We start from the raw sequence: 24,329 nt of genomic DNA, 5'->3' as shown, positions 1-24,329 counted from the left end.
CACGCCCCCACGGAGGTTTCCGCATGACGGCACGGCTCACCCGGCTGATGCCCCGCACCACCTGGGCCCGGCGCCGCACCGTCCAGGCCGTCATGCTGGGCGTGGTGCTCGCGCTCGCCCCCGTCACCTGGATGCACACCGCCGCCGCCGGGAAGCTCCGCACCACCGCGGACGTGCCGGCCCGGGACGTCGCCGTCGTGTTCGGCGCCGGGCTGTGGAACGGGCGCCCCACCCCGTACCTCGCGCACCGGCTCGACACCGCCGCCGAGCTGTACCGCGAGGGCAAGGTCCGGGTCCTGCTCGTCACCGGCGACAACAGCAGGACCGCGTACGACGAGCCCAGCGCGATGCGCGCCTACCTCACCGAGCGCGGGGTGCCCGACGGCCGGATCGTCAGCGACTACGCCGGCTTCGACACCTGGGACTCCTGCGTCCGCGCCAAGAAGGTCTTCGGCGTCGACCGCGCCGTCCTCGTCACCCAGGACTTCCACATCAAGCGGGCCGTCGCGCTGTGCGGCCGCGCGGGCGTCGACGCGTACGGCGTCGGGGTCCCCGAACCCCGTGACGGCACCTGGTACTACGGCACCACGCGGGAGCTCTTCGCCGCGAGCAAGGCCGCGCTCGACGCGGGCCTGCGCCCCGACCCGCGGTTCCTCGGCCCGGAGGAGACCGGCGTCACCGAGGCCCTCGCCTCCCCGGACCGCGCGCTCGCCACACCTCCTCAGCAGCCCTGAGCCCGGCCTCGCCACACCTCCTGAACAGCCCTGAGCCCGGCCTCGCCACACCTCCTGAACAACCCTGAGCCCGGCCTCGCCGCACCTCAGGAGCAGCCCCGAGCCGGGCCTCGCCTCACTCCCGCGCCTCCCCCGGGCTGAGCGGAGAGCACCGCGCCCGTAATACGGGGCGCCGCCCCGCGTAACACTCCTGACTCACGCTGGCGGCATGTCCGACGCCACCGCCGTCCCGACCCACTGCCCCTACTGCGCCCTGCAGTGCGGCATGTCGCTCCGCCCCACCGGCGCCCCGGAGCTGCCCGCCGAGGTGGTCGAGCGGACCGACTTCCCCGTCAACCGGGGCGCCCTGTGCGGCAAGGGCCGCACCGCCCCCTCCGTTCTCTCCTCCCGGGTCCGGCTCACCGAGCCCCTGGTCCGATGCCCTGACTCGGGGGATCTGCGGCCCGCGACCTGGGAGGAGGCGCTCGCCGCCGTCGCCGACGGACTGCACAGGACCCGCGCCGACCACGGTGCCGATGCCGTGGGGGTCTTCGGCGGCGGCGGGCTCACCAACGAGAAGGCCTACACGCTGGGGAAGTTCGCCCGGCTCGTGCTCGGCACCTCGCAGATCGACTACAACGGCCGCTTCTGCATGTCGTCCGCGGCCGCCGCGCACCAGCGGGCCTTCGGCCTCGACCGGGGGCTCCCCTTCCCGCTGGACGACATCCCGCGGACCGGCTGCGTGATCCTCGTCGGCTCCAACCTCGCCGAGACCATGCCGCCCGCCCTGCGCTACCTCACCGAGCTGCGGGAGAACGGCGGGAAGCTGATCGTCGTCGACCCGCGCCGCACCCGCACCGCCGAGCAGGCCGACCTCCACCTCGCGCCGCGCCCCGGCACCGACCTGGCGCTCGCCCTCGGCATGCTCCACCTCGTGGTGGCCGAGGGGCGCGTGGACGAGGAGTTCGTGGCGGCGCGCACCGACGGCTGGGCGGCGGCCCGGGCCGGGGCCATGTCCCACTGGCCCGAGCAGGTCGAGCGGATCACCGGCGTCTCCGTGCCGGAGCTCCGGGAGGCCGTCGCCATGTTCTGCGAGGCCGGCAGCGGCATGGTGCTGACCGCGCGCGGCCCCGAGCAGCAGTCCAAGGGCACGGACACCGTCGGCGCCTGGATCAACCTCTGCCTCGCCACCGGCAGGGCGGGCCGGCCGCTGAGCGGCTACGGCTGCCTCACCGGCCAGGGCAACGGCCAGGGCGGCCGCGAGCACGGCCAGAAGGCCGACCAGCTGCCCGGCTACCGCAAGCTCGACGACCCGGCCGCCCGCGCGCACGTCGCCGGGGTGTGGGGCGTGGACCCCGCGTCGCTGCCGGGGCCGGGGCGGAGCGCGTACGAGCTCCTCGACGCGCTCGGCGGCGAGGTGCGGGCCCTGCTCCTCATGGGCTCCAACCCGGTCGTCTCCGCGCCGCGCGCCGCGCACGTCGAGGGGCGGCTGCGCTCGCTCGACTTCCTCGCCGTCGCGGACGTCGTCCTCTCCGAGACGGCGGCGCTCGCGGACGTCGTCCTGCCGGTCACCCAGTGGGCCGAGGAGACCGGCACCATGACCAACCTGGAGGGCAGGGTGCTGCTGCGGCGCCGCGCCCTCACCCCGCCCGAGGGCGTACGCAGCGACCTGGAGGTGCTGCACGGGCTCGCCGGGCTGCTCGGCTGGGAGAAGGGCTTCCCGACGGACGCCGAGGAGGTCTTCGAGGAGCTGCGGCGGGCCTCCGCCGGCGGCCCCGCCGACTACGCGGGCATCGACTACCGGCGCATCGAGGAGGAGCAGGGCGTCTTCTGGCCCTGCCCCGACGAGGACCACGCCGGTACGCCCCGGCTCTTCCTGGACCGGTTCGCGACGCCCGACGGGCGGGCCCGGTTCGTGCCGGTGGTGCACCGGGCGGCGGCGGAGGAGACCGACGCCGAGTACCCGGTCGTCCTCACCACGGGCCGGGTGGTGTCCCAGTACCAGTCGGGCGCGCAGACCCGGCGGGTGGACGAGCTGAACGCGGCGGCGCCCGGGCCCTTCGTGGAGCTGCACCCTCGGCTCGCCGAGCGGCTCGGGGTGGCCGAGGGCGAGCGGCTCGCGGTGGTCTCGCGGCGGGGCCGGGCCGTCGCCCCGGCCCGGATCACGACCGCGATCCGGCCGGACACCGTCTTCATGCCGTTCCACTGGGCGGGCGAGGGCCGGGCGAACACGCTGGTCAATCCGGCGCTCGACCCGGTCTCCCGGATGCCCGAGTTCAAGGTGTGCGCGGTGCGTCTGGAGCGGGACGGCTAGGGCGTGTTGCGAAAGTAGCGCCGGCCGCCCGAAGGGCGGGTCGGGCAGGCGGGACTTTCGCAACACGCCCTAGGCCCTGTCCCGCGGCCCCGGCCATGATCCGCCGGACAGGGTCTGAACCAGTCGCCGGTGGGGATGAGCGGGCCGAGCGGTGTCCCGGCGGCCGCGAGGTAGGTCCAGGCGCGGACGGACCCGCCGTCGCGGAGCCGGACCGCCTCGACGGCGGCCCGCTCGTACCCGGCGTCGCCCTCCATCCGGTCCAGCGCCCCGAGCAGTTCGCCGTACGCGTCGGGCGCCGCCGTGACGAGGGTGCCCGCGACCGTGCCCTCGCCCTGGACCGCGTACGGGTAGCCGGGGCCGTCGTACAGGAGGGCGCCCGGGAGCCGGGCCGCCTCCTCGGCGACCGTCCGGCCGAGGAGGAGCCGGTCGTGGTTGTACGCGCCGGGGCGCAGCGTCCCGTACACGAAGAACGGCAGGGGTATGGAGTCCGCCGGGGCGGTCACGGGTTCGCCACCTCCCGGCCGAGCCACGCCAGGTAGGCGGAGGAGGCCCGGACGACGGGGGTGGCGATGATCTCCGGCGTCTCGTAGTCGTGCGCGTCGAGGAGATAGGCCTCCAGGTCCTCGTAGCGGGCCTCGGTGGTCTTGAGGACCACCTGCCACTCCTCGGCGGTCTCGATGGCCCGCCGCCAGTGGTAGACGGAGGTGACGGGCCCGGAGACCTGGGCGCAGGCGGCGAGCTTGGCCTCGACGGCCCCGCGCGCGAGCGTCTCGGCCTTCTCGGGGCTGTCGGTGGTCGTGAGGACGGTGAGGGCGAGAGTGGTCACGCCCTCACCGTACTGAGCCTTCACGCTCCGGCGAACTGGGCTTCGTACAGCCGGGCGTACGCGCCTCCGGCGGCGAGCAGTTCCTCGTGGGTGCCCTGCTCGGCGATCGAGCCGCTGTCCATGACCAGGATCGTGTCCGCGTCCCGGATCGTGGAGAGCCGGTGGGCGACGACGAAGCTGGTGCGGCCGGCGCGGAGGGACGACATGGCCTGCTGGACGAGGAGCTCGGTGCGGGTGTCGACGGAGCTGGTGGCCTCGTCGAGGACGAGGATCACCGGCTCGGAGAGGAACGCCCTGGCGAGCGTGACCAGCTGCTTCTCGCCGGCGCTGAGGCCGCCCCCGTCCTCGTCGAGGACGGTGTCGTACCCGTCGGGGAGGGTCCGGACGAAGCGGTCGGCGTGCGCGGCCCGGGCGGCCTCGACGATCCGCTCCCGGGAGACCTCGCCGGGCAGGCCGTAGGCGATGTTGTCGGCGATGGTGCCGCCGAAGAGCCAGGTGTCCTGGAGGACCATGCCGATCCCGGCCCGGAGCTCCTCGCGGGACATCTTCGCGATGTCCGTGCCGTCCAGGGTGATCCGGCCGCCGGTGACCTCGTGGAACCGCATGAGGAGGTTGACGAGGGTCGTCTTGCCGGCGCCCGTCGGGCCGACGATCGCGACGGTCCGGCCCGGTTCGACGGTGAGCGACAGGTCCTCGACGAGCGGCTTGTCGGGCTCGTAGCGGAAGGCGACCTTCTCGAAGGAGACCCGGCCCCTGACCTGCGCGGGGCGCTGCGGCTTCGACGGGTCCGGGGCCTCCTCCTCGGCGTCGAGGAGGTCGAAGACCCGCTCGGCGGAGGCCACCCCGGACTGGAGGAGGTTGGCCATGGCGGCGACCTGGTTGATCGGGCCGTTGAAGTCGTACGAGTACTGGATGAAGGCCTGCACGTCCCCGACGGTCAGGGTGCCGCTCGCCACCCGCAGGCCGCCGACCACCGCGAGGACGACGTAGTTGAGGTTGCCGACGAAGGTCAGCGCGGGCTGGATGAAGCCGGACACGAACTGGGCGCGGAAGCTCGCCCGGTACAGCTCCTCGCCGAGCTCGTCGAAGCGTTCCACGGCCTCGGCGCGGCGGCCGAAGGCGACGACCTCGGTGTGGCCGGTGATCATCTCCTCGACGTGGCTGCCGAGCCGGCCGGTGACCGCCCACTGCTTGACGAACTGCGGCTGGGCGCGCTTTCCGACGAAGCCGGCGACGACGACCGAGACGGGCACGGTGGCGAGGGCGACGAGGGCGAGGACCGGGGAGATCCAGAACATCATCGCGAGGACGCCGATGAGGCTGAGCAGGGCGCGGACCATCTGGCTGAAAGCCTGCTGGAGGGTCTGGACGATGTTGTCGATGTCGTTCGTGGTGCGGGAGAGGACCTCGCCGCGCGGCTGGCGGTCGAAGTAGGCGAGGGGCAGCCGGGCCAGTTTGTGCTGGGTCTGCTCGCGCATGCGCCGGCCGGCCCGCTGGACGACGGTGGTGGCGATCCGCAGCTGGAACCAGGTGAAGAGGGACGAGCCGGCGACGATCACGACGGAGAGGGCGAGGATCCGTCCGACGGCCGCGAAGTCGACCCCGGCCGGGCCGGTGGCGCCGGTGATGACGAGGTCGGTGGCGCGGCCGAGGAGGAGGGGGCTGAGGACGCCGAGGCCGACGGCCGTGGCGCCGACGGCGAGGACGGCGAGCAGGCGGGCCCGGTCGGGGGCGAGGGTGCGCAGGAGGCGGAGGCCGGAGGCGCGGAAGGCCAGGGAGCGTTCGAGGGCGGGGGTGGGGAGGCCGGGGCCGGCGGTGCGCTCCCTCGGGGGGCCGCTGCGGGCGGGGGCGGTGGGCCGGTCCGGGGCGGCGGTGGCGCCGGAGGTGGGGCGGTCGCGTCCGGTGCCGCCGTCGTTCCCGGTCCGGGGTTCCGTGGCCGTGCTCATGCGGCTTCCTCCTCGGTGAGCTGGGAGAGGACGATCTCCCGGTAGGTGGCGCTGTCCCGCATGAGGGACTCGTGGGTGCCGGTGCCGGCGGTCCGGCCCCGGTCGAGGACGACGATCCGGTCGGCGTGCCGGATGGTGGAGACCCGCTGGGCGACGATCACCACGGTCGCGTCGGCCGTCTCCCGGCGGAGCGCCTCGCGGAGCCGGGCGTCGGTGCGGGCGTCGAGCGCCGAGAAGGAGTCGTCGAAGAGGTAGAGACGGGGGCGGGCGACGAGGACCCGGGCGATGGCGAGCCGCTGCCGCTGGCCGCCGGAGAAGTTGCCGCCGCCCTGGGTGACCGGGGCGTCCAGGCCGTCGTCGAGGGCCCGGACGAAGTCGGCGGCCTGGGCGGTCTCCAGGGCGTGCCAGAGCTCCTCGTCGGTCGCGTCGGGCTTTCCGTACCGGAGGTTCGTCGCGATCGTGCCGGAGAAGAGGTAGGGCTTCTGGGAGACGAGGCCGACGGTCCTGGCCATCAGGGCGGGGTCGAGCTGCCGCACGTCGACGCCGTCGACGAGGACCTCGCCGCCGGTGGCGTCGAAGAGCCGGGGCACGAGGCCGAGGAGCGTCGACTTGCCGCTGCCGGTGGAGCCGATGATCGCGGTGGTCTCGCCGGGGCGGGCGACGAGGTCGACGTCCTTGAGGACCGGCTCCTCGGCGCCGGGGTACCGGAAGTCGACCCCGGTGAGGTCGAGGCGGCCAGGGCCCCGGAGGGTGCGGACGGGTTCGGCGGGCGGGGTGACGGAGAGCGGGGTGTCGAGGACCTCGCGGATGCGCTCGGCGCCGACCTCGGCGCGCGGCATGTGCATGAGGAGGAAGAGAACCATCATCACGGACATGGAGGTCTGGAGCAGGTAGCCGAGGAAGGCGACGAGCCCGCCGGGCTGGAGGGCGCCGCTGTCGATGCGGTGGGCGCCGACGTACACGAGGAGGACGGTCGTCAGCTGCCAGACGATGAGCACGGTCGGGAACATCAGCGCCTGGAGCCGGCCGGCCCGGAGGCCGACGGAGAGGAGCTCGTCGTTGGCGGCGCCGAAGCGTTCCCGCTCGTGCCGGTCGCGGACGAAGGCGCGGACCACGCGGACGCCGGTGATCTGCTCGCGCAGCACGCGGTTGACCCGGTCGACGCGCTCCTGCATGCCCCGGAAGAGGGGCCGCATCCGCAGGACGACGGTGCCGACGGCGCCGGTCATGACGGGCACGAAGAGGAGCAGGACGAGGGCGAGCGGCACGTCCTGGCGGAGCGCCATGGCGAGTCCGCCGACGCAGAGCAGGGGTGCGGCGACCAGCATCGTCAGGACGAGGACGGTGAACGTCTGGACCTGCTGGACGTCGTTGGTCGTCCGGGTGATGAGGGAGGCGGTGCCGAAGCGGCCCCGCTCCTGGGCGGAGAAGTCCTGGACGCGGCGGAAGACCTCGGAGCGCAGGTCGCGGGCGACCCCCATGGCGATCCTGGCGCCGGTGTAGGTGGCGGCGGCGGCCGCCGCGGCCTGGAGGAGGGTGACGCCGAGCATCGTGGCGCCCCCGCCGAGGACACGGTCGGTGTCCCCGCGGAGGACGCCCTCGTCGATGACTCCGGCGTTGAGGGCGGGCAGGGCGAGCGAGGCGAGGGACTGGACGAGCTGGAGGAGGACGAGGAGGGCGAGGAGGGCCCGGTAGGGCCTGAGGCGGGGAGCGAGGAGTCTGAGCAGCACGGTGACGGTCCCTCACGCGGCGTACGGACGGATGGACTTGGCGTCCTTGAGGGCGAGTGCCCACCAGGCGAGCTGGTCGAGGAGGACCTTGGCCGCGCCCTCGGCCGCGGCGGGGTCCTTGTGACGCCCCTCGTCGTCGAAGAGCCCCCAGGCGGAGTGGAAGGAGACGCTGTCGCGGACGGTGACGGCGTGCAGCTCGGCGAAGACCTGGCGGAGCTGCTCGACGGCCCGCAGGCCGCCGGAGATGCCGCCGTAGGAGACAAAGCCGACGGGCTTGGCCTGCCACTCGGTGAAGTGCCAGTCCATGAGGTTCTTGAGGGAGGCGGGGAAGGAGTGGTTGTACTCGGGGGTGAGGACGAGGAAGGCGTCGGCCTCGGCCAGCACCGGGGAGACCTTGGCGAGTTCGGCGCGGACGGCCGGGGAGGGGTTGCGGGAGAGCGAGGTGGGGAGGTCGATCTCGGCGAGGTCGACGACCGTCACGGTGAAGTCCTCGCGCTCGGCGAGCCGGGAGCGGAGCCAGCCGGTGACGACGGGGGCGAAGCGGCCTTCGCGGTCGCTGGCGACGATCAGGGCGAGGTTCAGCGGGGCGTTCGGGTCCGAAGGGACGGCGGGCCGGGTGGAGTTCGTGATGTCCATGTCGAAGATCGTGGTACCTCAAGTTTGGTTGAGGTCAAGCGCCGGATTCCGGGACTTCCTGGAAGGCCTTTTCCGGGACGTACGGTGAAGGGCATGACGACTCCGCCCGTGCCGCCCGCCCCGCCCGTCCACGTCGAGGTCGACGGGGCCCCGGCGGCCGACCCCGAGCTCCTCGCGACCCTCGTGAGCGGCTTCGGGCACTTCACGGCGATGCAGGTGCGGGACGGGCGCGTGAAGGGCCTCGGCCTCCACCTCGGACGGCTCGACCGCGCCACCCGCGAGCTCTTCGGCGAGGAGCTCCCCGGCGACCGGGTCCGCGCCCTGCTCGCCGGGGCCGTCGAGGCCTCCGGACGGCGGGACTGCTCGGCCCGGGTGTACGTGCACGACGGCGTCCGCCTCACGGTCGTCGTCCGCGAGCCGGCCCCGGACGGGCCGGGGGCGCCGCAGCGCCTGATGAGCGTCGACTACCTGCGTCCGGCGGCGCACCTCAAGCACCTGGGCGGTTTCGGCCAGAGCTACCACGGGGAGGCGGCCCGGCGCGCCGGCTACGACGAGGCCCTGCTGACCTCCTCCGGCGGTGACGTCGCGGAGGGCGCGGTCACCAACATCGCGTTCTGGGACGGCACTTCGGTCGTCTGGCCGTCGGCGCCGAGTCTGCGGGGGATCACGATGGCCCTCCTCGAAGGGCCGCTCGGCTCGGTACGGCGGCCGGTGACGCTCGCGGACCTGGGCGCGTACCGCGCGGCCTTCGTGACGAACTCCCGCGGCATCGCCCCGGTTTCGGGCATCGACACGGTCGACTACGCGGTGGACGAGGAGCTGATGGCGAGGGTCCACGCGGCGTACGCGGCGGTGGAGTGGGACGCGCTCCGGTAGGGCGGGGGCGACGGCAGGGCGGGGGCGACCCGGCAGGGCGGAGGGCGAACCGGCCAGGACGGAGGGTGCCCCGGCAGGGCGGAAGGTGCTCGGCAGGGCGGAGGGTGCCGGTCCGGCAGGTCAGGGCCGGTGATCCGGTCGGGTTCCGACGGCCCCACGGTCGAGCTCCGACGGCCCGGCGAGCGCGACACGCCGTGTCACCCGTTCGGCACGGATCGTCAGCCGGCGCCAGCCAACCCGCACTGACCTGCGAAAACGTCGAGAATCCAGCCGACACACCGCACCGGACGGCGCAATCCTGATGCCCCATCAGCAGGCGGGGGGCGCGGGACCCCTCTTATCTCGGTCACAGAAGGTCCGTTCCGGGAAGTCCCTCCCGGGAGGACCCCCGGCATGACCGCTCGCGCGCCTCCGGAGGACCCCATGCGCACCCTTGCCCGCCTGTTCACCGGTACCGCGCTGACAGCGGCCGCGATCGGGGCCTTCGCCGCCCCCGCGGCGTACGCCGGCAACGAGAACGACCGCGAGAACAACAACGACCACAGCTACCAGTCGCTGGAGATCTACCCGTCCTCCGCCACCCCGGGCACGCACGTCACGGTCAACACCCTGGCCTGCGGCAAGCACGGCCGTGGCGTCGGCGACGCGAACTCGCTGGGAGCCGGTGACTTCAAGCTGGAGCCGAGCACGCACAAGGAGGTCGCGGTCGGCCAGTTCCGGGTGCCGGAGCACGCCAAGCCCGGGACCTACGGCATCAGCGTGGCCTGCGACAACGGCAAGACGGCCCGGGGAGACCTGACCGTCAAGCACCGGAATCCCAGCGGCCACGTCCAGACCGGCGTCGGGGGCAGCATCGGCCCCGACTCCGCCCAGGTCACGGCGGGCGTGGCGGTGCTGGCCGCGGCTGCCGTGGGCGGTGTCTGGCTCCTGCGCCGCCGGGCGAGCGGCGCGCAGGGGCACTGAGACCCGCCCGCCCTGCTCCCGCCGCGTGCCCGCACGGGCCGGCGGGAGCAGGGCCGTATCGCCACCACCGGCGCGGGAGGCGCGTGCCGGAACCCCGTCGAGGAACCGCAGGTGAGGGAAACCAGGTGAGCAACAGGAGCAAGGGCTGGGGCATAGCCGTGGCCGCCTGCGTCGGGCTCTGGCTCGTCCAGAACGGCTCGCAGGACGTCACCCCGCCCGTACCGTCCGCCGCCCAGGCGTTCGCGGCCGGGCCGAGCGTGCACACCGACGCCGCCGCCGACCCGCTGCCGCCCTCGGCGCCCGTGCGGCTCCGGATCCCCGAGACCGACGTCGACACCCCGATGACGGACCTCGGTCTGGCGGCGGACGGCTCGCTCGACGTGCCGCCCGCCGGGGACCGGAACCTCGCCGGCTGGTACGCGGACGGCATCACGCCCGGCGCCAAGGGCACGGCGATCGTCGCGGGACACGTCGACAACGCCCAGGGGCCCGCCGTCTTCTACACGCTGGGCGCTCTGAAGAAGGGCCACCGGATCGAGGTGGACCGGCAGGACGGCCGTACCGCCGTCTTCACGGTCGACGCGGTCGAGGTGTACACCAACAAGGACTTCCCGGACAAGAAGGTGTACGGGGAGACGGACCGCGCCGAGATCCGGGTCATCACCTGCGGCGGCGGCTTCTCGAAGAAGAACGGCTACCAGGGGAACGTGGTCGCCTTCGGCCACCTCATCGGCGTGCGCTGACGGAGCCCGTCAGGCCCACTGGTCGAAGGCCAGCTTCGCGACCAGCGAGAAGACCACGACCAGCAGGACGCCCCGGACGAACTCGGCGCCCTTGCTCAGCGCCATCCGCGCCCCGACCATGCCGCCCACCAGGTTGAAGACGGCCATGACGGCCGCCAGCTGCCAGTACACGCTGCCCTGGTGGGCGAACATGGCGAGGGCGCCCGCGTTCGTGCAGACGTTGACGATCTTCGCGGTGGCGGAGGCGGTCACCAGGTCCAGGTGGAGCACGGCGGTCAGCGCGAGGACCAGGAAGGTGCCGGTGCCCGGCCCGAACAGGCCGTCGTAGAAGCCGATGCCACCGCCGACGACCACGATCGCGGTCACGATCCGGGCCCGGGTCAGCGGCGCCCGGTCCTCCCCCGCGGCCTTCGCGCCGAAAGAGGGCCGCAGCATCACGAAGGCCGCCACGGCGAGCAGCACCACCATGATCACCGGACGCAGGACCTCGCTGCTGATCCCGGCGGCGAAGAAGGCCCCGGCCATGGAGCCGGCGAGCGCCGCGAGCCCGATCCGTACCGCCGTCCAGACCTGTACGGGTGCCTTGCGGACATAGGTGACGGCGGCCCCGGTGGTGCCCACGATCGCGACGGCCTTGTTGGTGCCGAGGATGTGCGCGGCCGGGACGTGCGGCAGCCCGAGCAGCAGCGCGGGGAGCAGGAGCAGTCCCCCGCCGCCCACCACGGCGTCGATCCAGCCTGCCACGAGCGCGGCCAGGCACAGCAGGACGAGGGTGGTCAGCGTGATCTCGGGCATGGCCGAGAGCCTAGGGAGACGATCGTTGCCCCGTCCATCAATCCTGTGATCGTTGAGCAAGGTCTGAGCTTGCGGCGCCCGGTTCACGGTCGGGCGCGGGCGGGGCGGCCGGGGCGACGCCGGCCGTGAGCAGGGTCGCGGCGAGCGCGCCGACGCCCAGGAGCGCGGCGGCGAGGCGGCGCCGGGCCTGCTCCTCGCCGACGGCCCGGGGACGGACTCCGCCGACGGGGGCGGGACGGTGTCCGCCGACGGCCGCCGGACGGACTGCGCCGAAGGTCGCCCGGCAGGCCTTGTGTCTAGCCATGGTCGAAGTCCTCGCTGTGGATGCGGGAGACGGGCACCCCGGCCCGGCTCAGGGATTCGGTCGCGGCCCGGGCCATCGCGGGCGGGCCGCACAGGTACACGTCGTGCGCGGCGAGATCCGGTACGAGCTCACGCAGGGCGCGCGGCGCGAGCGGGTCGAAGGAGCCGTCCGAGGGGCCGAGGAGGTAGTGGAGGGCGGCCCCCCGTTCGCGGGCGATGGCCTCCAGCTCGGCGCGCAGGACGAGGCCGCCCTCGTCGGAGGCCCGGTAGAGGAGGGTGAGGTCGCCGGGGGCTCCGGGCAGGGTCTCGAAGAGGGCGCGCATCGGGGTGATGCCGACGCCGCCGGCGAGCAGCAGGACCTTGCGGCGGGTGCGGCGGTGGGCGGTGAGCGCGCCGAAGGGGCCGGAGGCGAGGACCCGCGTCCCGGGGCGGAGGCGCCGGATCCGGCGGGTGTGGTCGCCGAGCGCCTTGACGGTGATCCGCAGGGTGTCGTCGCGGACGGGCGCGGAGAGGGAGAAGGGCAGGGCGGTCGCCCAGAGTCCGCGCCGGAGGAAGCGCCAGCGGAAGAACTGGCCGGGTTCGGCGCGCAGCCGGGCCACTCCCCTGCCCTGGACGAGGACGGAGACGACGCCGGGGCCCTCGTCGCGGACCTCGGCGACCCGCAGCACGTGCCGGAGGGCGGCCCGGACGGGGACGACGATCCGGTACCAGACGAGGAGGACGCCGACGGTCGCGTGGGCCATCGACCAGAGCCAGACGGTGATGAGGCTCCCGGTGACGTCGGGGCCGGCGAGCTGGTGGACGAAGCCGAGCGCGGCGGCGAGGAGGGCGCCCAGATGGACGGCCCGCCAGGTCTCGTGCCGGAGGCGGCGGCGGACCGCCCGGGCCGAGGTGACGCCGACGGCGGCGAAGAGGGCGGTGCCTGCGGTGGCGGCGGCGATCGCCCCGTAGGAGAGGAGCTCCCCGGTGGCGGTGACGAGGTCGGTGTGGGTGTGGACGGCGTACCCGCAGAGCGCGAGGACGGCGTGGGCGGCGACGAGACCGAGGACGTGCCGGCCGCCGCGGGAGTGCCAGCGGGCGAGCCGGTCGGCGCCGACGCCGTGCTCGACGGCCGGGACGCGGGCCATCAGCAGGAGGAGGACGAGGACGCCGTACCCGGCGAGGAGGCCGGTGAGGTGGGCGCCGGTCGCGAAGAAGGCGTCGAGGCGGGCGGACGGCCGGGCCTGGACGCCCCACAGGAGGGCGACCGCTCCGGCACCGGCGAGGATCCCGGTCCGCAGCCGCTCGGGGGCGAGCCTGAGCGCCGGGACGGGCCGCGGGGCGGGGGCCGGCGGCGCGGCGGCGGGAGCCGGCTGGCCGGGGAGCGGCACGTAGAGGGGGTGGTGGCTGGCCTCGGTGGTCACATCCGGCACCTTAGGTCCGCCCGTATACGGGAATCCGCGGCTCGGCCCCGTCCCCCGGATCCTTAAGGCGGGCTTGAGCCGAGGCTCACTGCGGGTTAATCCCGCCGGGGCCTCACAGCGCTCCGGACCGGGGGCGGAGATCAGCGTTCCGTACGGGAAACAGTCGGGATGCCGCCGGGTAACACCGGCCGCGCACGCTTCCCGGTATGAGTACACGGATCGTGGTGGTCGGGGGCGGAACGGCGGGCGCCCGGCTCGCCCAGCGCCTGCCCGTCACCCTCCTCGGCGAGGAGTCGCACGCCCCGTACAACCGGGTGCTGCTGGCCGACGTCCTCGCCGGGCGGTACGCCTCCGAGGTCATCGCCCTGCCCGGGACCCGGGAGCCGGTGCGGCTCGGGGTGCGGGCGGTGCGGATCGACCGGGCGGCGCGGACGGTGGAGTGCGCGGACGGCTCCCTCGTCGGCTACGACCGGCTGGTCCTGGCGACGGGCTCCAACCCGGTGCTGCCGCCGCTGCGCGGACTGCGCGGGGCGGCGCTGCCGGCGGGCGTCCACCCCTTCCGCACGCTCGACGACTGCCTGGAGCTGCGCTCCGTGGTCCGGCCCGGGGTGCGGGCGGTGGTCATCGGCGGCGGGCTCCTCGGGGTCTCGGCGGCCCGGGCGCTCGCGTCGCTGGGCGCGGAGGTCGTCCTGACCCAGCAGGGCGAGCGGCTGATGGAGCGCCAGCTGGACGCCCAGGCCTCGGCGCTGCTGCGCGAGCACGTGGAGTCCCTCGGCGTCGAGGTGCACACGGAGTGCCGGGTGAGCGGCCTGAAGCAGCGGGACGGGGCGGTGACGGCGGTCGAACTGGCCGACGGCTTCGTCCTCGACGCCCAGGTCGTGGTCCTGGCCTGCGGGGTCCGGCCCCGGGTCGCCCTCGCCCGGGAGGCGGGTCTCGACGTCGCCACCGGCATCGTGGTCGACGACGAACTCCGCACCTCCGACCCGTACATCCACGCGATCGGCGACTGCGCGGAGCACGCGGGCCGGGTGTACGGCCTGGCGGGCCCGGCCCTGGAACAGGCCGACGTCCTGGCGGACGTGCTGCTCACCGAAGCGCCCGCCCCCACCCGTTCCGCCCCTGCGGCGCGTAGGCCCACAACGGACCCCGGCCCCCGCTACACCGGCACCCGCGCCCTCACCCGGCTCACTCTCGGCGGCGCGCAGCCGCTCGACCTCGCCGCCTTCGGCGAGGCGACGGCCCGGCCGGGCGACGACATCGTCCAGCTGACCGACGCGAGCCGGGGCGCCTACCGCAAGGTCGTCGTCCGCGGTGACCGGCTCGTCGGGGGCGTCCTCCTCGGCGATCTGGCCGCGGTCGGCGCGCTCGCCCGGGCCTGGGAGGGCGATGAGGCCCTCCCCGACGAGGCCCCCCTGCTGCACCTGCTCACCCACGACGGAGGCTCCTGACATGAGCGCTGACATGACGACCGCGACCACCCCCACGATCGTCCTGGTCGGCCACGGAATGGTCGGCCAACGCTTCCTGGAGGCGCTCGCCGACCGCGGCGTCACCGAGCGGGCCCGGATCGTGGTCCTCTGCGAGGAGCCGCGCCCGGCCTACGACCGCGTCCAGCTGACCTCGTACTTCTCCGGCAAGACCCCGGACGACCTGTCGATGGTCGAGGCCGGCTTCCTGGAGAAGCACGGCATCGAGCTGTACCTCGGCGACCCGGCGGAGTCGGTGGACCGGGCGGCCCGTACGGTCACCGCCCGCTCCGGGCAGGTCTTCGCGTACGACACGCTCGTCCTCGCCACCGGCTCGTACCCCTTCGTCCCGCCGGTCCCCGGCAAGGACGCCCGCGGCTGCTTCGTCTACCGCACGATCGAGGACCTGCTCGCGATCGAGGAGTACGCGAAGACGGCGACGACCGGCGCGGTCGTCGGCGGCGGGCTGCTCGGCCTGGAGGCGGCGGGCGCGCTCAAGGGGCTCGGACTCGACACGCACGTCGTGGAGTTCGCGCCGCGCCTGATGCCGGTGCAGGTCGACGAGGGCGGCGGCGCGGCCCTGCTCCGCACGATCGAGCGGATGGGCCTGAGCGTCCACACGGGGACGGGCACGCAGGAGGTCGTGACGACGGACGGCGCCGTGACCGGGATGAAGCTCTCGGACGGCTCCGAACTGGCCACGGACATGGTCGTGTTCTCGGCCGGCGTCCGGCCCCGGGACCAGCTGGCCCGGGACTGCGGCCTGGACGTCGGCGAGCGCGGCGGCATCGCGGTCGACGAGCGGTGCCGCACGTCCGACCCTGCGGTCTTCGCGATCGGCGAGTGCGCGCTCGCCTCGGACGGCCGGGTGTACGGCCTGGTGGCACCGGGCTACGAGATGGCGCAGACGGTGGCGGCGACGATCGCGGACGAGGCCGGGGACGGCGACGGCTTCACCGGCGCCGACATGTCGACGAAGCTGAAGCTCCTCGGCGTGGACGTGGCCTCCTTCGGCGACGCGCACGGCGCGACCGAGGGCTGCCTCGACGTCGTCTACTCCGACTCCCGCTCGGGCGTCTACAAGAAGCTGGTGATCGACGGCGAGGGCCGCCTCCTCGGCGGCGTCCTGGTCGGCGACGCCGAGCAGTACGGCCTCCTGCGGCCGCTGACCGGCACCGTACCGCCCGTCTCCGCGGAGCAGTTGGTGCTCCCGGCGGGCGCGGGCGCGCCGGTGGCGCTCGGCCCCTCGGCGCTGCCGGACGACGCGGTCATCTGCTCCTGCCACAACGTCACGAAGCACGCGATCGGCCAGTGCGCATCGCTCGCCGAGGTGAAGAAGTGCACCAAGGCCGGTACGGGCTGCGGCAGTTGCGTCAAGGTGATCGAGAAGCTGCTGCCGGCCCCCACCGACAAGGGCCTGTGCCGCGACTTCTCGTACACCCGCAGCGAGCTGTACGAGATCGCCCGCACGCTCCGGATCACCTCCTTCGCCGCGCTGCTCGACTCGCACGGCCGGGAGGAGGCGAAGGGCGGGGAGGGCTGCGAGGTCTGCAAGCCGACCGTCGGATCCATCCTGGCCTCCCTCAACAACGGCTACATCCTCGACGGCGAGCAGGCCTCCCTCCAGGACACCAACGACCACTTCCTCGCCAACATGCAGCGCAACGGCTCGTACTCGGTCGTGCCGCGCATCCCCGGCGGGGAGATCACCCCGGACGGGCTGATCCTGATCGGCGAGGTGGCCCGCGACTTCGGGCTCTACACGAAGATCACGGGCGGTCAGCGGATCGACATGTTCGGCGCCCGGGTCGAGCAGCTGCCGGCGATCTGGACCCGGCTCGTCGACGCGGGCTTCGAGTCGGGGCACGCGTACGGCAAGTCGCTGCGCACCGTGAAGTCCTGCGTGGGGCAGACCTGGTGCCGCTACGGCGTGCAGGACTCGGTGAAGATGGCGATCCAGCTGGAGCTGCGGTACCGGGGCCTGCGCTCCCCGCACAAGCTCAAGTCGGCGGTCTCGGGCTGCGCGCGCGAGTGCGCGGAGGCCCAGTCGAAGGACTTCGGGATCATCGCCACGGCGAACGGCTGGAACCTGTACGTCGGCGGGAACGGCGGCGCGACCCCGCGCCACGCGGACCTGCTCGCGCAGGACCTCTCGGACGCCGAACTCGTCCGCCTGATCGACCGGTTCCTGATGTTCTACATCCGGACGGCGGACCGACTGGAGCGGACGTCGACCTGGCTGGAGCGCCTGGAGGGCGGGCTCGACCACCTCAAGGACGTGGTGGTGCACGACTCGCTCGGGCTGTGCGCGGAGCTGGAGGCGCTGATGGCGGCCCATGTCGCGGACTACCAGGACGAGTGGGCGCAGACGCTGGACGACCCGGACCGGCTGCGTCGCTTCGTCTCCTTCGTGAACGCGCCGGAGGCGCCGGACCCGTCGGTGCGGTTCACGCCGGAGCGCGACCAGATCAAGCCGGATCTCACGTTCCTCACCCTGGAAGGGGTCACCTCCCGATGACGACGCTCCCGATGACGACGCTCACCACCACGACGCTCGAACTGTCCCCCTCCCCCGGCTCCTGGATGACGGTCTGCGAGGAGTCCCGGCTGACCCCGGGCCGGGGCGTGGCGGCGCTGCTGCCGGACGGCCGGCAGGCGGCGGTCTTCCGGGACCGGGCGGGGCGGACGTACGCGATCGACAACCGCGACCCGTTCACCGGGGCGCAGGTGCTGTCCCGGGGGCTCGTCGGCTCGGTGGACGGGCGACCGTTCGTGGCCTCGCCGCTCCTGAAGCAGCGCTTCGACCTGGAGACGGGCCGCTGCCTGGACGACGAGGAGGTCGCAGTGGCGGTCTATCCGGTCCGCAGCATCTGACACGAGCAGATTACTTGACCGAGCGTTCCAGACAGGCGTACGTTCTGTTCGTGGCCAGGACCAAGGAATTCGATCCCGACGCCGCGCTCCGGGCCGCTCTCGACCTGTTCTGGGCGCGCGGCTACGAGGCGACGACGATGTCGGACCTCGTGGAGCACCTCGGCGTCGGCCGCGCCAGCATCTACGCGACCTTCGGCAACAAGCACGACCTGTACATGAAGGCGATGGACCGCTACCTGGAGACCCGGGACCCGGCGCTCGTCGAGGAGCTGTCCTCGCCGGGCCCGGCCCTGCCGGCGGTCCGGGCGCTCGTCCGCCGCTTCGCCGCGGAGGCGGCGACCGAGGGCGAGCGGCTGAACGGCTGCTTCGTCACCAACTCGGCGGCGGAGCTGGCCCCGCACGACGCGGCGGTCGCCCACCGGGTCGAGCTCAGCTGGGAGCAGATCGAGACGCTGCTGCACGGGGCGCTCGTCCGGGCCCGCGCCGGGGGCGAGCTCCCGGCGGACCGGGACCCGCGCGCGCTGGCCCGGATGCTGCTGGTCCTGCTCCAGGGGATCAGGGTGGTCGGCAAGGCCTCGACGGACCCGGGCAGGGTCCTGGACGCGGCGGAGCAGGCACTGGGACTGCTGGACTGAGGAGCGGGCGCCCGCAGGGGCGCCCTTTCTTCGGGACTGATATTGGAATGAACGGTCAAGTACAGAACTGCTCAGGAACAGAACTCACCGCTCGGGGGGAACGAGTCATGGAAGCGACGAGGACGGCGCGGACGGCGGTCAGGGAGCCCGCGGAGGCGGACGGCCTGGGGGCCCGCACCCGCGGCGGTTTCCTCCTGCTCGGAGGTGTGCAGATGACGCTCGTCTTCACGCTCGCCGCCCTCGCCGTCCCCCTCCCCCGCATCGGCACCGAGTTCCGGCTCGACCGCGCCGACCTGATCCTGCTGAGCGCCGCCTACGGACTGACCTTCGCCGGGCTGCTCCTGCTCGGCGGCCGGCTCGCCGACCGCTTCGGCGGACGACGGACCCTCACCTCCGGGCTCCTGGTCTTCGGCGCCGCCTCCGCCCTGGCACCGCTCGCCCCCGGGTACGAGACGCTGCTCGCCGCCCGCTTCGGGCAGGGCGTCGGCGCGGCGCTCGTCGCCCCGGCCGCGATGGCCGTGCTCCGGGCGCTGTTCCCGGCACCGGCCGCGTACGGCAGGGCGATGGCCACCTGGGGCGGGCTCTCCGTGCTCGGCGCGACCGCCGGGAACCTGCTCTCGGGCGTGATCGCGGCCGCCGCCTCCTGGCGCGGCACCTTCGCCGTCCCGGTCGCCGTGACCCTCGCCGCGCTGCTCCTCGCACCCCGGCTGCTGCCCGCGACCCCGCCCGGTGCGGGCCGGGCCCTGGACCTGCCCGGCGCGCTGCTCGCGACCACCGGGATCACGCTCGCCAGCTTCGGGCTCGTCCTCACCGACGCGCACCCCTGGGGCTCCGCCCCGGTCCTCGTCCCGCTGCTCACCGGCCTCGTCCTGCTCGCCGCCTTCGCGGCGGTGGAACGGCGGACGGACGACCCGCTCCTGCCGCCGGACTTCCTGCGCGACGGCCGCCGCCTCCTGGGGCTCGCGGCGATCGGCCTCACGGCCGCCGGGACGGCGACGGTCTTCGTCCTGCTGTCCCTCGCCCTCCAGGAGGGCCGCGGCTGGTCCGCGCTCGTCACCTCCGCCGCCTTCGTACCCTTCGCGGTCGCTCTGCTCGGCTCGGGCCGCCTCGCGGCCCCGCTGATCGGGCGGTACGGCGCCGGCCGGGTGACCGGGGCCGGGCTCGGCACCGCCGCCGCCGGGCTCGGGCTGCTCGCCGCGACCGGCTTCGACGGCTCCGTCCCGTACGCGTACGGGCTGCTGCCCGGTCTCCTGCTGCTGCCGGCCGGTGGCGCCCTGTCGTTCGCGGGCGCCGCCGTCCTCGCCACCGACGGCGTCCCGGCACACCGCGCGGGGCTCGCGGGCGGCGTCCTGAACACGGCGATGGAGCTCGGGCCGACCGTGCTCTTCGCCGCCCTGCTCACCCTCGGCGGCGACGCGGTGTCGCTGGCGGCCTCGGCCGTCCTGTTCGCCGCCCTCGCCGTCGCCCTCGCGGCCACCACGATCCGCACCGCGTAGAAGCACCTCAAGCAGAAGCAACGCAAGCAGAAGCACCTCAAGCAGAAGCATTCACAAGGGAGTCCACAGACATGTCCGCAGCATCCGCGTCCGCAACCGCCTCCGTATCCGCGTCCGCCTCCGTGCCCGTTTCCTCCGCGCGCTTCGCCGGCCGCACCGCCCTCGTCACCGGCGGCGGCTCCGGCCTCGGCCGGGTCATCGCGCTCGCCTTCGCCGCCGAGGGCGCGAAGGTCGTCGTCGCGGGCCGGACCGCCGGGCCGCTCGACGAGACGGTCGCCCTGATCGAGGCCGCCGGAGGCACCGCGGCGGCGGTGACGGCCGACGTCTCCGGAGCCGAGTCCACGCGGGAGCTGGTCCGGCACACGGTCGAGCTCTTCGGGGGTCTCGACGTCGCCGTCAACAACGCCGGGGTCTTCCGGGGCGGCCACAGCGCGGCCGACTTCCCGCTGGAGGACTGGCACACGCTGCTCGACATCAACGTGACGGGGGTGCTGCACGCCCTCCAGGCCGAGGTGGCGCACATGCGGGCGCACGGCGGCGGGGCGATCGTGAACGTCTCGTCGAACCTGGGGGCGCACGTCCGGTTCCCCGGGATCTTCGGCTACCAGGTCTCGAAGGCGGCCGTCTCCGCCCTGACCAGGGCCGCGGCGCTGGACCACATCGCCGACGGGGTCCGCATCAACGCGGTCAGCCCGGGCGCGTCGGAGTCCTCGATGTCGCTGCTGCCCGGCGAGACCGAGGCCGAGCGTGCGGTCCGGATGAAGGAGCAGTCCCCGCTCGGCCGGATCTCGTCGGCCGCCGAGATCGCGGCGGCCGTCCTGTACCTCGCCTCGGACGCGGCGGGCTCCGCCGTCGGCACCGACCTGGTGATCGACGGCGGGGTCTCCGCCTGACGTACACGGCGACGCGGGGCCGGCCGGGACTCAGCCCTGGGCGGCCTTCGGGTCCATCCAGAAGACCTCCCAGTGGTGGCCGTCCGGGTCGGCGAAGGACCGGCCGTACATGAAGCCCATGTCCATCGGCTCCTTCGCCGGGGAGCCGCCGGCGGCGAGGGCCGCGTCGGCCAGCTCGTCGGCCTTGGCCTTGCTCTCGGCGCTGAGCGTGATGAGCACCTCGGTGGCCTTCGTGGCGTCGGCGATCGTCTTGCCCGGGGCGGTGAAGCTCTTGAACTTCTCCTCGGTGAGCAGCATGGCGAAGATCGTGTCGCTGATGACGACGCAGGCGGCGGTCTCGTCGGTGAAGTCCGGGTTGATGGAGTAGCCGAGCTTCTCGTAGAAGGCCTTGCTGGCGTCGAGGTCCTTCACGGGCAGGTTGACGAAGATCATCTGCGGGGCCATGACGTGCTCTCTTCCGTCGGGCGGCCGGGGTGCTCGGTGCGTTCCGGCGCTGTCGAGAGGTAAGACGGGCGTCCCGCCCGGAACTCATCGCTCTCCCGGGAAATTCTCCGAAGATTTCTCCGGTCAGGCCACCGAGCGCAGCTCGAACGCCGCCAACGGGACGAATCCGCCGCCACCGCCCGCGGTCGCCGCGTCCGGCCCGGCCAGCCGCCGCAGCATCGCGACGGCGATCCGCTCGCCCTGCGCCTTGGCCCGCTCGGCCCTCGGGCCCTCGTGGAGGCCGTCGACGGTGGCGCGCCAGAGCTGCGTCCAGCGTCCGAAGTGGGCGGCGGTGAGCGGGCGCGCGGAGTGGAGGGCGGCGTGCGGCGCGAAGGCGTCCCGTCCGTAGTCGGCGGTACGGAGGAGGGCGCGCTCCCAGAAGTCGGTGATCCGCGGCAGGTGGACCTCCAGGTCCGTGCCGGCGATCTCGGTGAAGAAGGGACCGATGAGCGGGTCCGCGAAGGCGGCCGTGTAGAAGCGGCGCAGGACGACGTCGAGGTCGTCGCGGTCGCTGATGTCCCGGGCGGTGGCGCTCATGCCTCCCAGTCTGCCTGCCCGGCCCCCCGTTCCCCCAGTGCCGAACGTCCCGGACGCCCCGTACTCCCCTCACACCCCAGCCCTCCCCGAGCACGGCCCTTCGCCCCGTCCCCGCCTCTTCCACGTCACCGCTTGTTGATGCACCGTCAACGCGGGACTTCTAGGTTCCGGAAGCGCGCGACCCCGCCGCCGACCGGCGCGGGGCGGTTCATCACCCTCTTCAGGAGTGAGACGTGGAGCGACGCAGTTTCCTGCGTGGAGCGGTCATCGGCACCTCCGCCGCCGCCTTCGGCGGCAGCCTCTGGCACGGAGCGGCCTTCGCCGCCCCCGCCCAGCCCGGCGCGGGCCCCTACGGGGCGCTCGGCGCGGCGGACTCGAACGGCATCCTGCTGCCGGCCGGGTTCACCAGCCGGGTGATCGCCCGGTCCGGCCAGACCGTGACCGGCACCTCCTACACCTGGCACAACGCCCCCGACGGCGGCGCCTGCTTCGCCGACGGCACCGGCTGGATCTACGTCTCGAACTCGGAGATCAACCCGAGCGGCGGCGCGAGCGCGGTGAGGTTCAACTCCGCGGGCACGATCACCGGCGCGTACCGGATCCTCTCCAACACCCGCCAGAACTGCGCGGGCGGCGCCACGCCGTGGAACACCTGGCTGTCCTGCGAGGAGGTCTCCCTCGGCTACGTCTACGAGTCGAACCCGTGGGGCGGCACGAGCTACCGCCGCGACGCGATGGGCCGGTTCAAGCACGAGGCCGCCGCGGCCGACCCGGTCCGCCAGGCGATCTACCTGACCGAGGACGAGTCGGACGGCTGCTTCTACCGCTTCCTGCCGACCACCTGGGGCAACCTCTCCTCCGGCACCCTCCAGGTCTTCAAGGCCGGCACCGGCACCTCCGGCACCTTCACCTGGCAGAACGTGCCGGACCCGGACGGCTCGCCGACCACCACCCGCAACCAGGTCTCCGGCGCCAAGCGCTTCAACGGCGGCGAGGGCTGCTACTACGCGGACGACACCGTCTGGTTCACCACCAAGGGCGACAACCGCGTCTGGCAGGTGAACCTCGCCGCCGGCACGTACGAGCTGGCCTACGACGACTCGCTGGTCTCCGGCGGCGGCGCCCCGCTGACGGGTGTCGACAACGTCACCGGCACCACCTCCGGCGACCTGTTCGTCTCCGAGGACGGCGGCAACATGGAGATCTGCGTCATCACCCCGGACGACGTCGTCGCCCCGTTCCTCCGGATCACCGGCCAGTCCGGCTCCGAGATCACCGGACCGGCCTTCTCCCCCGACGGCTCGCGCCTCTACTTCTCCAGCCAGCGGGGCACGAGCGGCAGCTCCTCGGGCGGCATCACCTACGAGGTGACCGGCCCGTTCCGCGCGTAGCTCGCCGTGTGACATCGCAGTTCCACCGGCCGTTGGGCGCCGCCGAGCAAGGCGGCGCCCAACGGCGTCAGTGTGTGCAGGACCGCGTTGCCGTGGCGGAGGGTCGCGATGAGCCCGGCCTCCCGGAGCACGCCCGCGTGCTGGCTGGCGGAGGCGAGCGAGACCCCCGCGCGGCGCGCGAGCTCGCTCGTCGTACCGCCGTCCCCGATGGCGTGCAGGACCGTCGAGCGGGTCTGGCCGACCAGCTTGGCGAGCGAGGAGCCGCCCGGCTCGCGGACGGTCGGCGCCTCGCCGTGGGTGACGGGGTAGACGAGGACCGGCGGCAGCTCGGGGTCGCGCAGTACGACCGGAGTGCCCCGGCAGAAGTACGAGGGCTGGAGCAGCAGCCCCCGCCCGTCGAGGTGGACGTCCCGGTCGACCGGGTAGTCGGCCTCCAGGACGGGCGCGCGCCAGCGCAGCATCGGCGGCAGCGAGGCGAGCAGTTCGTCGGCGCCGCCGTCGAGCAGGGCCCGGCCGCGGCGCGCCCGGTCGGCCTCCACGCGGGCCCGGATGTGCGGCCAGTACGGCTCGATCGCGGCCCTGTGGTAGCTCCGCAGGGCCCCCACGAGCCGGTCGAAGGGCTCCGCCCCGCCGTCGGCGAGGGCCCGCAGCGAATGGGGCACGGTCCGGGCGCCGGAGCGGTCGGCGGCGAGCAGGGAGAGCTCGCCGCGGAGCCGGCCGGCGTCGGTCGCGCGGATCGCCTGGAGGCCCTCGTCGAGGCCGTGGACGCCCTCGGCGGGCGTCAGGAAGTCGGGAAAATAGCCGCGGCTGGGAACGAGCGCGGCGAGGAGGCGGGTCTCACCGCCGAGCCGCGAGCGGGCCGCCGAGCGCCATTCCCGGTACACGACGGATCCGCGCCGGTCCCTTAAGCGGTGAAAGCTGAGAATGGTTTCCCACAGAACATCCGGCCGGGCGGCCGTCCGCACCCCCGCCAAGTCGTTTCCGGTGAAATGAATCCGCAGCATGACGTCCCCACCTGTGCACTCGCAACCACCCCCGACGACGAGTATGCACAGCATCACAGCACGTTACCAGGGTGTTTCAGCCACAGTTGAAAAGCATCGCGGCGATCGGGGCGGAAACGAAAAGCTGTGCGGGTCGGGCAGGAAACCTTCAGGACCGAGGTGACGTGGCGAAGACCGTGGGGGGCTTTGCGCGTCCGGCGGCGGTCGGCGAGGTTGCGGCTCACCTGCCCGACATCGGTAAAGGGCGCGGCCTCCGGGTGGGGATCCGGGGGTCGCGCCCGCCCCGTTCTTTGCGTCGAGGA

General features: G+C 73.7%; 23 protein-coding genes. 12 read left to right on the top strand and 11 right to left on the bottom strand.

The features are described from left to right. The first annotated feature begins 23 nt into the window (after window positions 1–23). Both ACF08F_RS16000 and ACF08F_RS15995 read left to right on the top strand, forming a co-directional pair. The gene (locus tag ACF08F_RS16000; RefSeq protein ID WP_392299072.1) at window positions 24–734 is read left to right on the top strand and encodes a vancomycin high temperature exclusion protein; all 711 of its coding nucleotides are present in this window, start codon (window positions 24–26) and stop codon (window positions 732–734) included. 208 nt (window positions 735–942) lie between these two features. Next, window positions 943–3,027, top strand: a complete 2,085-nt coding sequence (locus tag ACF08F_RS15995; protein ID WP_392299071.1) for a molybdopterin oxidoreductase family protein — start codon at window positions 943–945, stop codon at window positions 3,025–3,027. Here the strand turns inward: ACF08F_RS15995 and ACF08F_RS15990 are convergent. The 5 genes from ACF08F_RS15990 to ACF08F_RS15970 are packed head-to-tail and all read right to left on the bottom strand — an operon-like array spanning window position 3,024 to window position 8,165. Then, window positions 3,024–3,530, bottom strand: a complete 507-nt coding sequence (locus ACF08F_RS15990) for a gamma-glutamylcyclotransferase family protein (RefSeq protein WP_392299070.1) — start codon at window positions 3,528–3,530, stop codon at window positions 3,024–3,026. The two genes, ACF08F_RS15995 and ACF08F_RS15990, sit on opposite strands and share 4 nt — an antisense overlap. Beyond that, window positions 3,527–3,853, bottom strand: coding sequence for a divalent-cation tolerance protein CutA (gene cutA, locus ACF08F_RS15985; protein ID WP_392299069.1), 327 nt, complete (start codon window positions 3,851–3,853; stop codon window positions 3,527–3,529). The genes ACF08F_RS15990 and cutA overlap by 4 nt, the downstream gene beginning before the upstream one ends. A gap of 20 nt (window positions 3,854–3,873) precedes the next feature. Continuing rightward, a complete protein-coding gene (locus ACF08F_RS15980) occupies window positions 3,874–5,799 on the bottom strand; it encodes an ABC transporter ATP-binding protein (protein ID WP_392299068.1) in 1,926 nt (641 codons plus the stop codon). Next, the gene (locus tag ACF08F_RS15975; RefSeq protein ID WP_392299067.1) at window positions 5,796–7,529 is read right to left on the bottom strand and encodes an ABC transporter ATP-binding protein; all 1,734 of its coding nucleotides are present in this window, start codon (window positions 7,527–7,529) and stop codon (window positions 5,796–5,798) included. The genes ACF08F_RS15980 and ACF08F_RS15975 overlap by 4 nt, the downstream gene beginning before the upstream one ends. A gap of 12 nt (window positions 7,530–7,541) precedes the next feature. Beyond that, window positions 7,542–8,165, bottom strand: coding sequence for an NADPH-dependent FMN reductase (locus ACF08F_RS15970; protein ID WP_392299066.1), 624 nt, complete (start codon window positions 8,163–8,165; stop codon window positions 7,542–7,544). Window positions 8,166–8,258: 93 nt separating this feature from the next. On the opposite strand from ACF08F_RS15970, the gene ACF08F_RS15965 reads away from it, so the two are divergent. The 3 genes from ACF08F_RS15965 to ACF08F_RS15955 all read left to right on the top strand — a co-directional run bounded on the left by ACF08F_RS15965 (window position 8,259) and on the right by ACF08F_RS15955 (window position 10,747). Further along, complete coding sequence (locus ACF08F_RS15965) at window positions 8,259–9,041, top strand: aminotransferase class IV (RefSeq protein ID WP_392299065.1); 783 nt, start codon at window positions 8,259–8,261, stop codon at window positions 9,039–9,041. A gap of 423 nt (window positions 9,042–9,464) precedes the next feature. Next, the gene (locus ACF08F_RS15960; RefSeq protein WP_392299125.1) at window positions 9,465–10,004 is read left to right on the top strand and encodes a hypothetical protein; all 540 of its coding nucleotides are present in this window, start codon (window positions 9,465–9,467) and stop codon (window positions 10,002–10,004) included. Between the two features lie 125 nt (window positions 10,005–10,129). Further along, window positions 10,130–10,747, top strand: coding sequence for a class F sortase (locus tag ACF08F_RS15955; RefSeq protein WP_392299064.1), 618 nt, complete (start codon window positions 10,130–10,132; stop codon window positions 10,745–10,747). Between the two features lie 9 nt (window positions 10,748–10,756). Here the strand turns inward: ACF08F_RS15955 and ACF08F_RS15950 are convergent, their stop codons facing one another. Genes ACF08F_RS15950 through ACF08F_RS15940 form a run of 3 tightly spaced genes read right to left on the bottom strand, consistent with a single transcriptional unit; the run spans window position 10,757 to window position 13,257 of the window. Further along, window positions 10,757–11,542 carry a sulfite exporter TauE/SafE family protein gene (locus ACF08F_RS15950; RefSeq protein WP_392299063.1) on the bottom strand — a complete coding sequence of 262 codons (786 nt, stop codon included), beginning with the start codon at window positions 11,540–11,542 and terminating at the stop codon, window positions 10,757–10,759. Between the two features lie 37 nt (window positions 11,543–11,579). Continuing rightward, window positions 11,580–11,846, bottom strand: coding sequence for a hypothetical protein (locus tag ACF08F_RS15945; RefSeq protein ID WP_392299062.1), 267 nt, complete (start codon window positions 11,844–11,846; stop codon window positions 11,580–11,582). Continuing rightward, the gene (locus ACF08F_RS15940; RefSeq protein WP_392299061.1) at window positions 11,839–13,257 is read right to left on the bottom strand and encodes a ferric reductase-like transmembrane domain-containing protein; all 1,419 of its coding nucleotides are present in this window, start codon (window positions 13,255–13,257) and stop codon (window positions 11,839–11,841) included. The genes ACF08F_RS15945 and ACF08F_RS15940 overlap by 8 nt, the downstream gene beginning before the upstream one ends. Window positions 13,258–13,454: 197 nt before the next feature. Between ACF08F_RS15940 and ACF08F_RS15935 the strand changes: the two genes are divergently transcribed. The 6 genes from ACF08F_RS15935 (at window position 13,455) to ACF08F_RS15910 (ending at window position 20,612) form a co-directional block, all read left to right on the top strand. Then, window positions 13,455–14,696 (top strand): NAD(P)/FAD-dependent oxidoreductase, encoded by a 1,242-nt coding sequence (locus ACF08F_RS15935; RefSeq protein ID WP_392299060.1) that lies wholly within the window; start codon window positions 13,455–13,457, stop codon window positions 14,694–14,696. A gap of 1 nt (window position 14,697) precedes the next feature. After that, window positions 14,698–17,232: a nitrite reductase large subunit NirB gene (gene nirB, locus ACF08F_RS15930; protein ID WP_392299059.1), complete on the top strand. Its 2,535-nt coding sequence runs from the start codon at window positions 14,698–14,700 to the stop codon at window positions 17,230–17,232. Next, the gene (nirD, locus tag ACF08F_RS15925; protein WP_392299058.1) at window positions 17,229–17,588 is read left to right on the top strand and encodes a nitrite reductase small subunit NirD; all 360 of its coding nucleotides are present in this window, start codon (window positions 17,229–17,231) and stop codon (window positions 17,586–17,588) included. The genes nirB and nirD overlap by 4 nt, the downstream gene beginning before the upstream one ends. A 50-nt stretch (window positions 17,589–17,638) precedes the next feature. Continuing rightward, window positions 17,639–18,223 carry a TetR/AcrR family transcriptional regulator gene (locus tag ACF08F_RS15920; protein WP_392299057.1) on the top strand — a complete coding sequence of 195 codons (585 nt, stop codon included), beginning with the start codon at window positions 17,639–17,641 and terminating at the stop codon, window positions 18,221–18,223. Window positions 18,224–18,330: 107 nt separating this feature from the next. Further along, window positions 18,331–19,719: an MFS transporter gene (locus tag ACF08F_RS15915; protein ID WP_392299056.1), complete on the top strand. Its 1,389-nt coding sequence runs from the start codon at window positions 18,331–18,333 to the stop codon at window positions 19,717–19,719. Between the two features lie 71 nt (window positions 19,720–19,790). Then, window positions 19,791–20,612, top strand: coding sequence for an SDR family NAD(P)-dependent oxidoreductase (locus tag ACF08F_RS15910; protein ID WP_392299055.1), 822 nt, complete (start codon window positions 19,791–19,793; stop codon window positions 20,610–20,612). Between the two features lie 30 nt (window positions 20,613–20,642). On the opposite strand, the gene ACF08F_RS15905 is transcribed toward ACF08F_RS15910, so the two are convergent. Then, complete coding sequence (locus tag ACF08F_RS15905) at window positions 20,643–21,056, bottom strand: VOC family protein (protein ID WP_392299054.1); 414 nt, start codon at window positions 21,054–21,056, stop codon at window positions 20,643–20,645. A 123-nt stretch (window positions 21,057–21,179) separates the two neighbouring features. Next, window positions 21,180–21,632, bottom strand: coding sequence for a group III truncated hemoglobin (locus ACF08F_RS15900; protein WP_392299053.1), 453 nt, complete (start codon window positions 21,630–21,632; stop codon window positions 21,180–21,182). Between the two features lie 233 nt (window positions 21,633–21,865). Between ACF08F_RS15900 and ACF08F_RS15895 the strand changes: the two genes are divergently transcribed. Beyond that, window positions 21,866–23,023, top strand: coding sequence for an alkaline phosphatase PhoX (locus ACF08F_RS15895; protein WP_392299052.1), 1,158 nt, complete (start codon window positions 21,866–21,868; stop codon window positions 23,021–23,023). On the opposite strand, the gene ACF08F_RS15890 is transcribed toward ACF08F_RS15895, so the two are convergent. Continuing rightward, the gene (locus ACF08F_RS15890) at window positions 22,993–24,027 is read right to left on the bottom strand and encodes a helix-turn-helix domain-containing protein (protein ID WP_392299051.1); all 1,035 of its coding nucleotides are present in this window, start codon (window positions 24,025–24,027) and stop codon (window positions 22,993–22,995) included. The genes ACF08F_RS15895 and ACF08F_RS15890 overlap by 31 nt on opposite strands. Between the last annotated feature and the right edge of the window lie 302 nt (window positions 24,028–24,329).

This window comes from Streptomyces sp. NPDC015130 (genome assembly GCF_043080005.1).
Classification (GTDB): domain Bacteria; phylum Actinomycetota; class Actinomycetes; order Streptomycetales; family Streptomycetaceae; genus Streptomyces.
The sequence above is the reverse complement of the archived record's forward strand: the minus strand, read 5'-3'. Positions and strand labels throughout refer to the sequence as shown.

Coding starts and splice junctions, on each gene's coding strand:
- ACF08F_RS16000 (WP_392299072.1), top strand. CDS start 24: ATGACGGCACGGCTCACCCGGCTGATGCCCCGCACCACCTGGGCCCGG.
- ACF08F_RS15995 (WP_392299071.1), top strand. CDS start 943: ATGTCCGACGCCACCGCCGTCCCGACCCACTGCCCCTACTGCGCCCTG.
- ACF08F_RS15980 (WP_392299068.1), bottom strand. CDS start 5,799: ATGAGCACGGCCACGGAACCCCGGACCGGGAACGACGGCGGCACCGGA.
- ACF08F_RS15970 (WP_392299066.1), bottom strand. CDS start 8,165: ATGGACATCACGAACTCCACCCGGCCCGCCGTCCCTTCGGACCCGAAC.
- ACF08F_RS15965 (WP_392299065.1), top strand. CDS start 8,259: ATGACGACTCCGCCCGTGCCGCCCGCCCCGCCCGTCCACGTCGAGGTC.
- ACF08F_RS15960 (WP_392299125.1), top strand. CDS start 9,465: ATGCGCACCCTTGCCCGCCTGTTCACCGGTACCGCGCTGACAGCGGCC.
- ACF08F_RS15950 (WP_392299063.1), bottom strand. CDS start 11,542: ATGCCCGAGATCACGCTGACCACCCTCGTCCTGCTGTGCCTGGCCGCG.
- ACF08F_RS15945 (WP_392299062.1), bottom strand. CDS start 11,846: ATGGCTAGACACAAGGCCTGCCGGGCGACCTTCGGCGCAGTCCGTCCG.
- ACF08F_RS15935 (WP_392299060.1), top strand. CDS start 13,455: ATGAGTACACGGATCGTGGTGGTCGGGGGCGGAACGGCGGGCGCCCGG.
- nirB (WP_392299059.1), top strand. CDS start 14,698: ATGAGCGCTGACATGACGACCGCGACCACCCCCACGATCGTCCTGGTC.
- nirD (WP_392299058.1), top strand. CDS start 17,229: ATGACGACGCTCCCGATGACGACGCTCACCACCACGACGCTCGAACTG.
- ACF08F_RS15915 (WP_392299056.1), top strand. CDS start 18,331: ATGGAAGCGACGAGGACGGCGCGGACGGCGGTCAGGGAGCCCGCGGAG.
- ACF08F_RS15910 (WP_392299055.1), top strand. CDS start 19,791: ATGTCCGCAGCATCCGCGTCCGCAACCGCCTCCGTATCCGCGTCCGCC.
- ACF08F_RS15905 (WP_392299054.1), bottom strand. CDS start 21,056: ATGGCCCCGCAGATGATCTTCGTCAACCTGCCCGTGAAGGACCTCGAC.
- ACF08F_RS15900 (WP_392299053.1), bottom strand. CDS start 21,632: ATGAGCGCCACCGCCCGGGACATCAGCGACCGCGACGACCTCGACGTC.
- ACF08F_RS15890 (WP_392299051.1), bottom strand. CDS start 24,027: ATGCTGCGGATTCATTTCACCGGAAACGACTTGGCGGGGGTGCGGACG.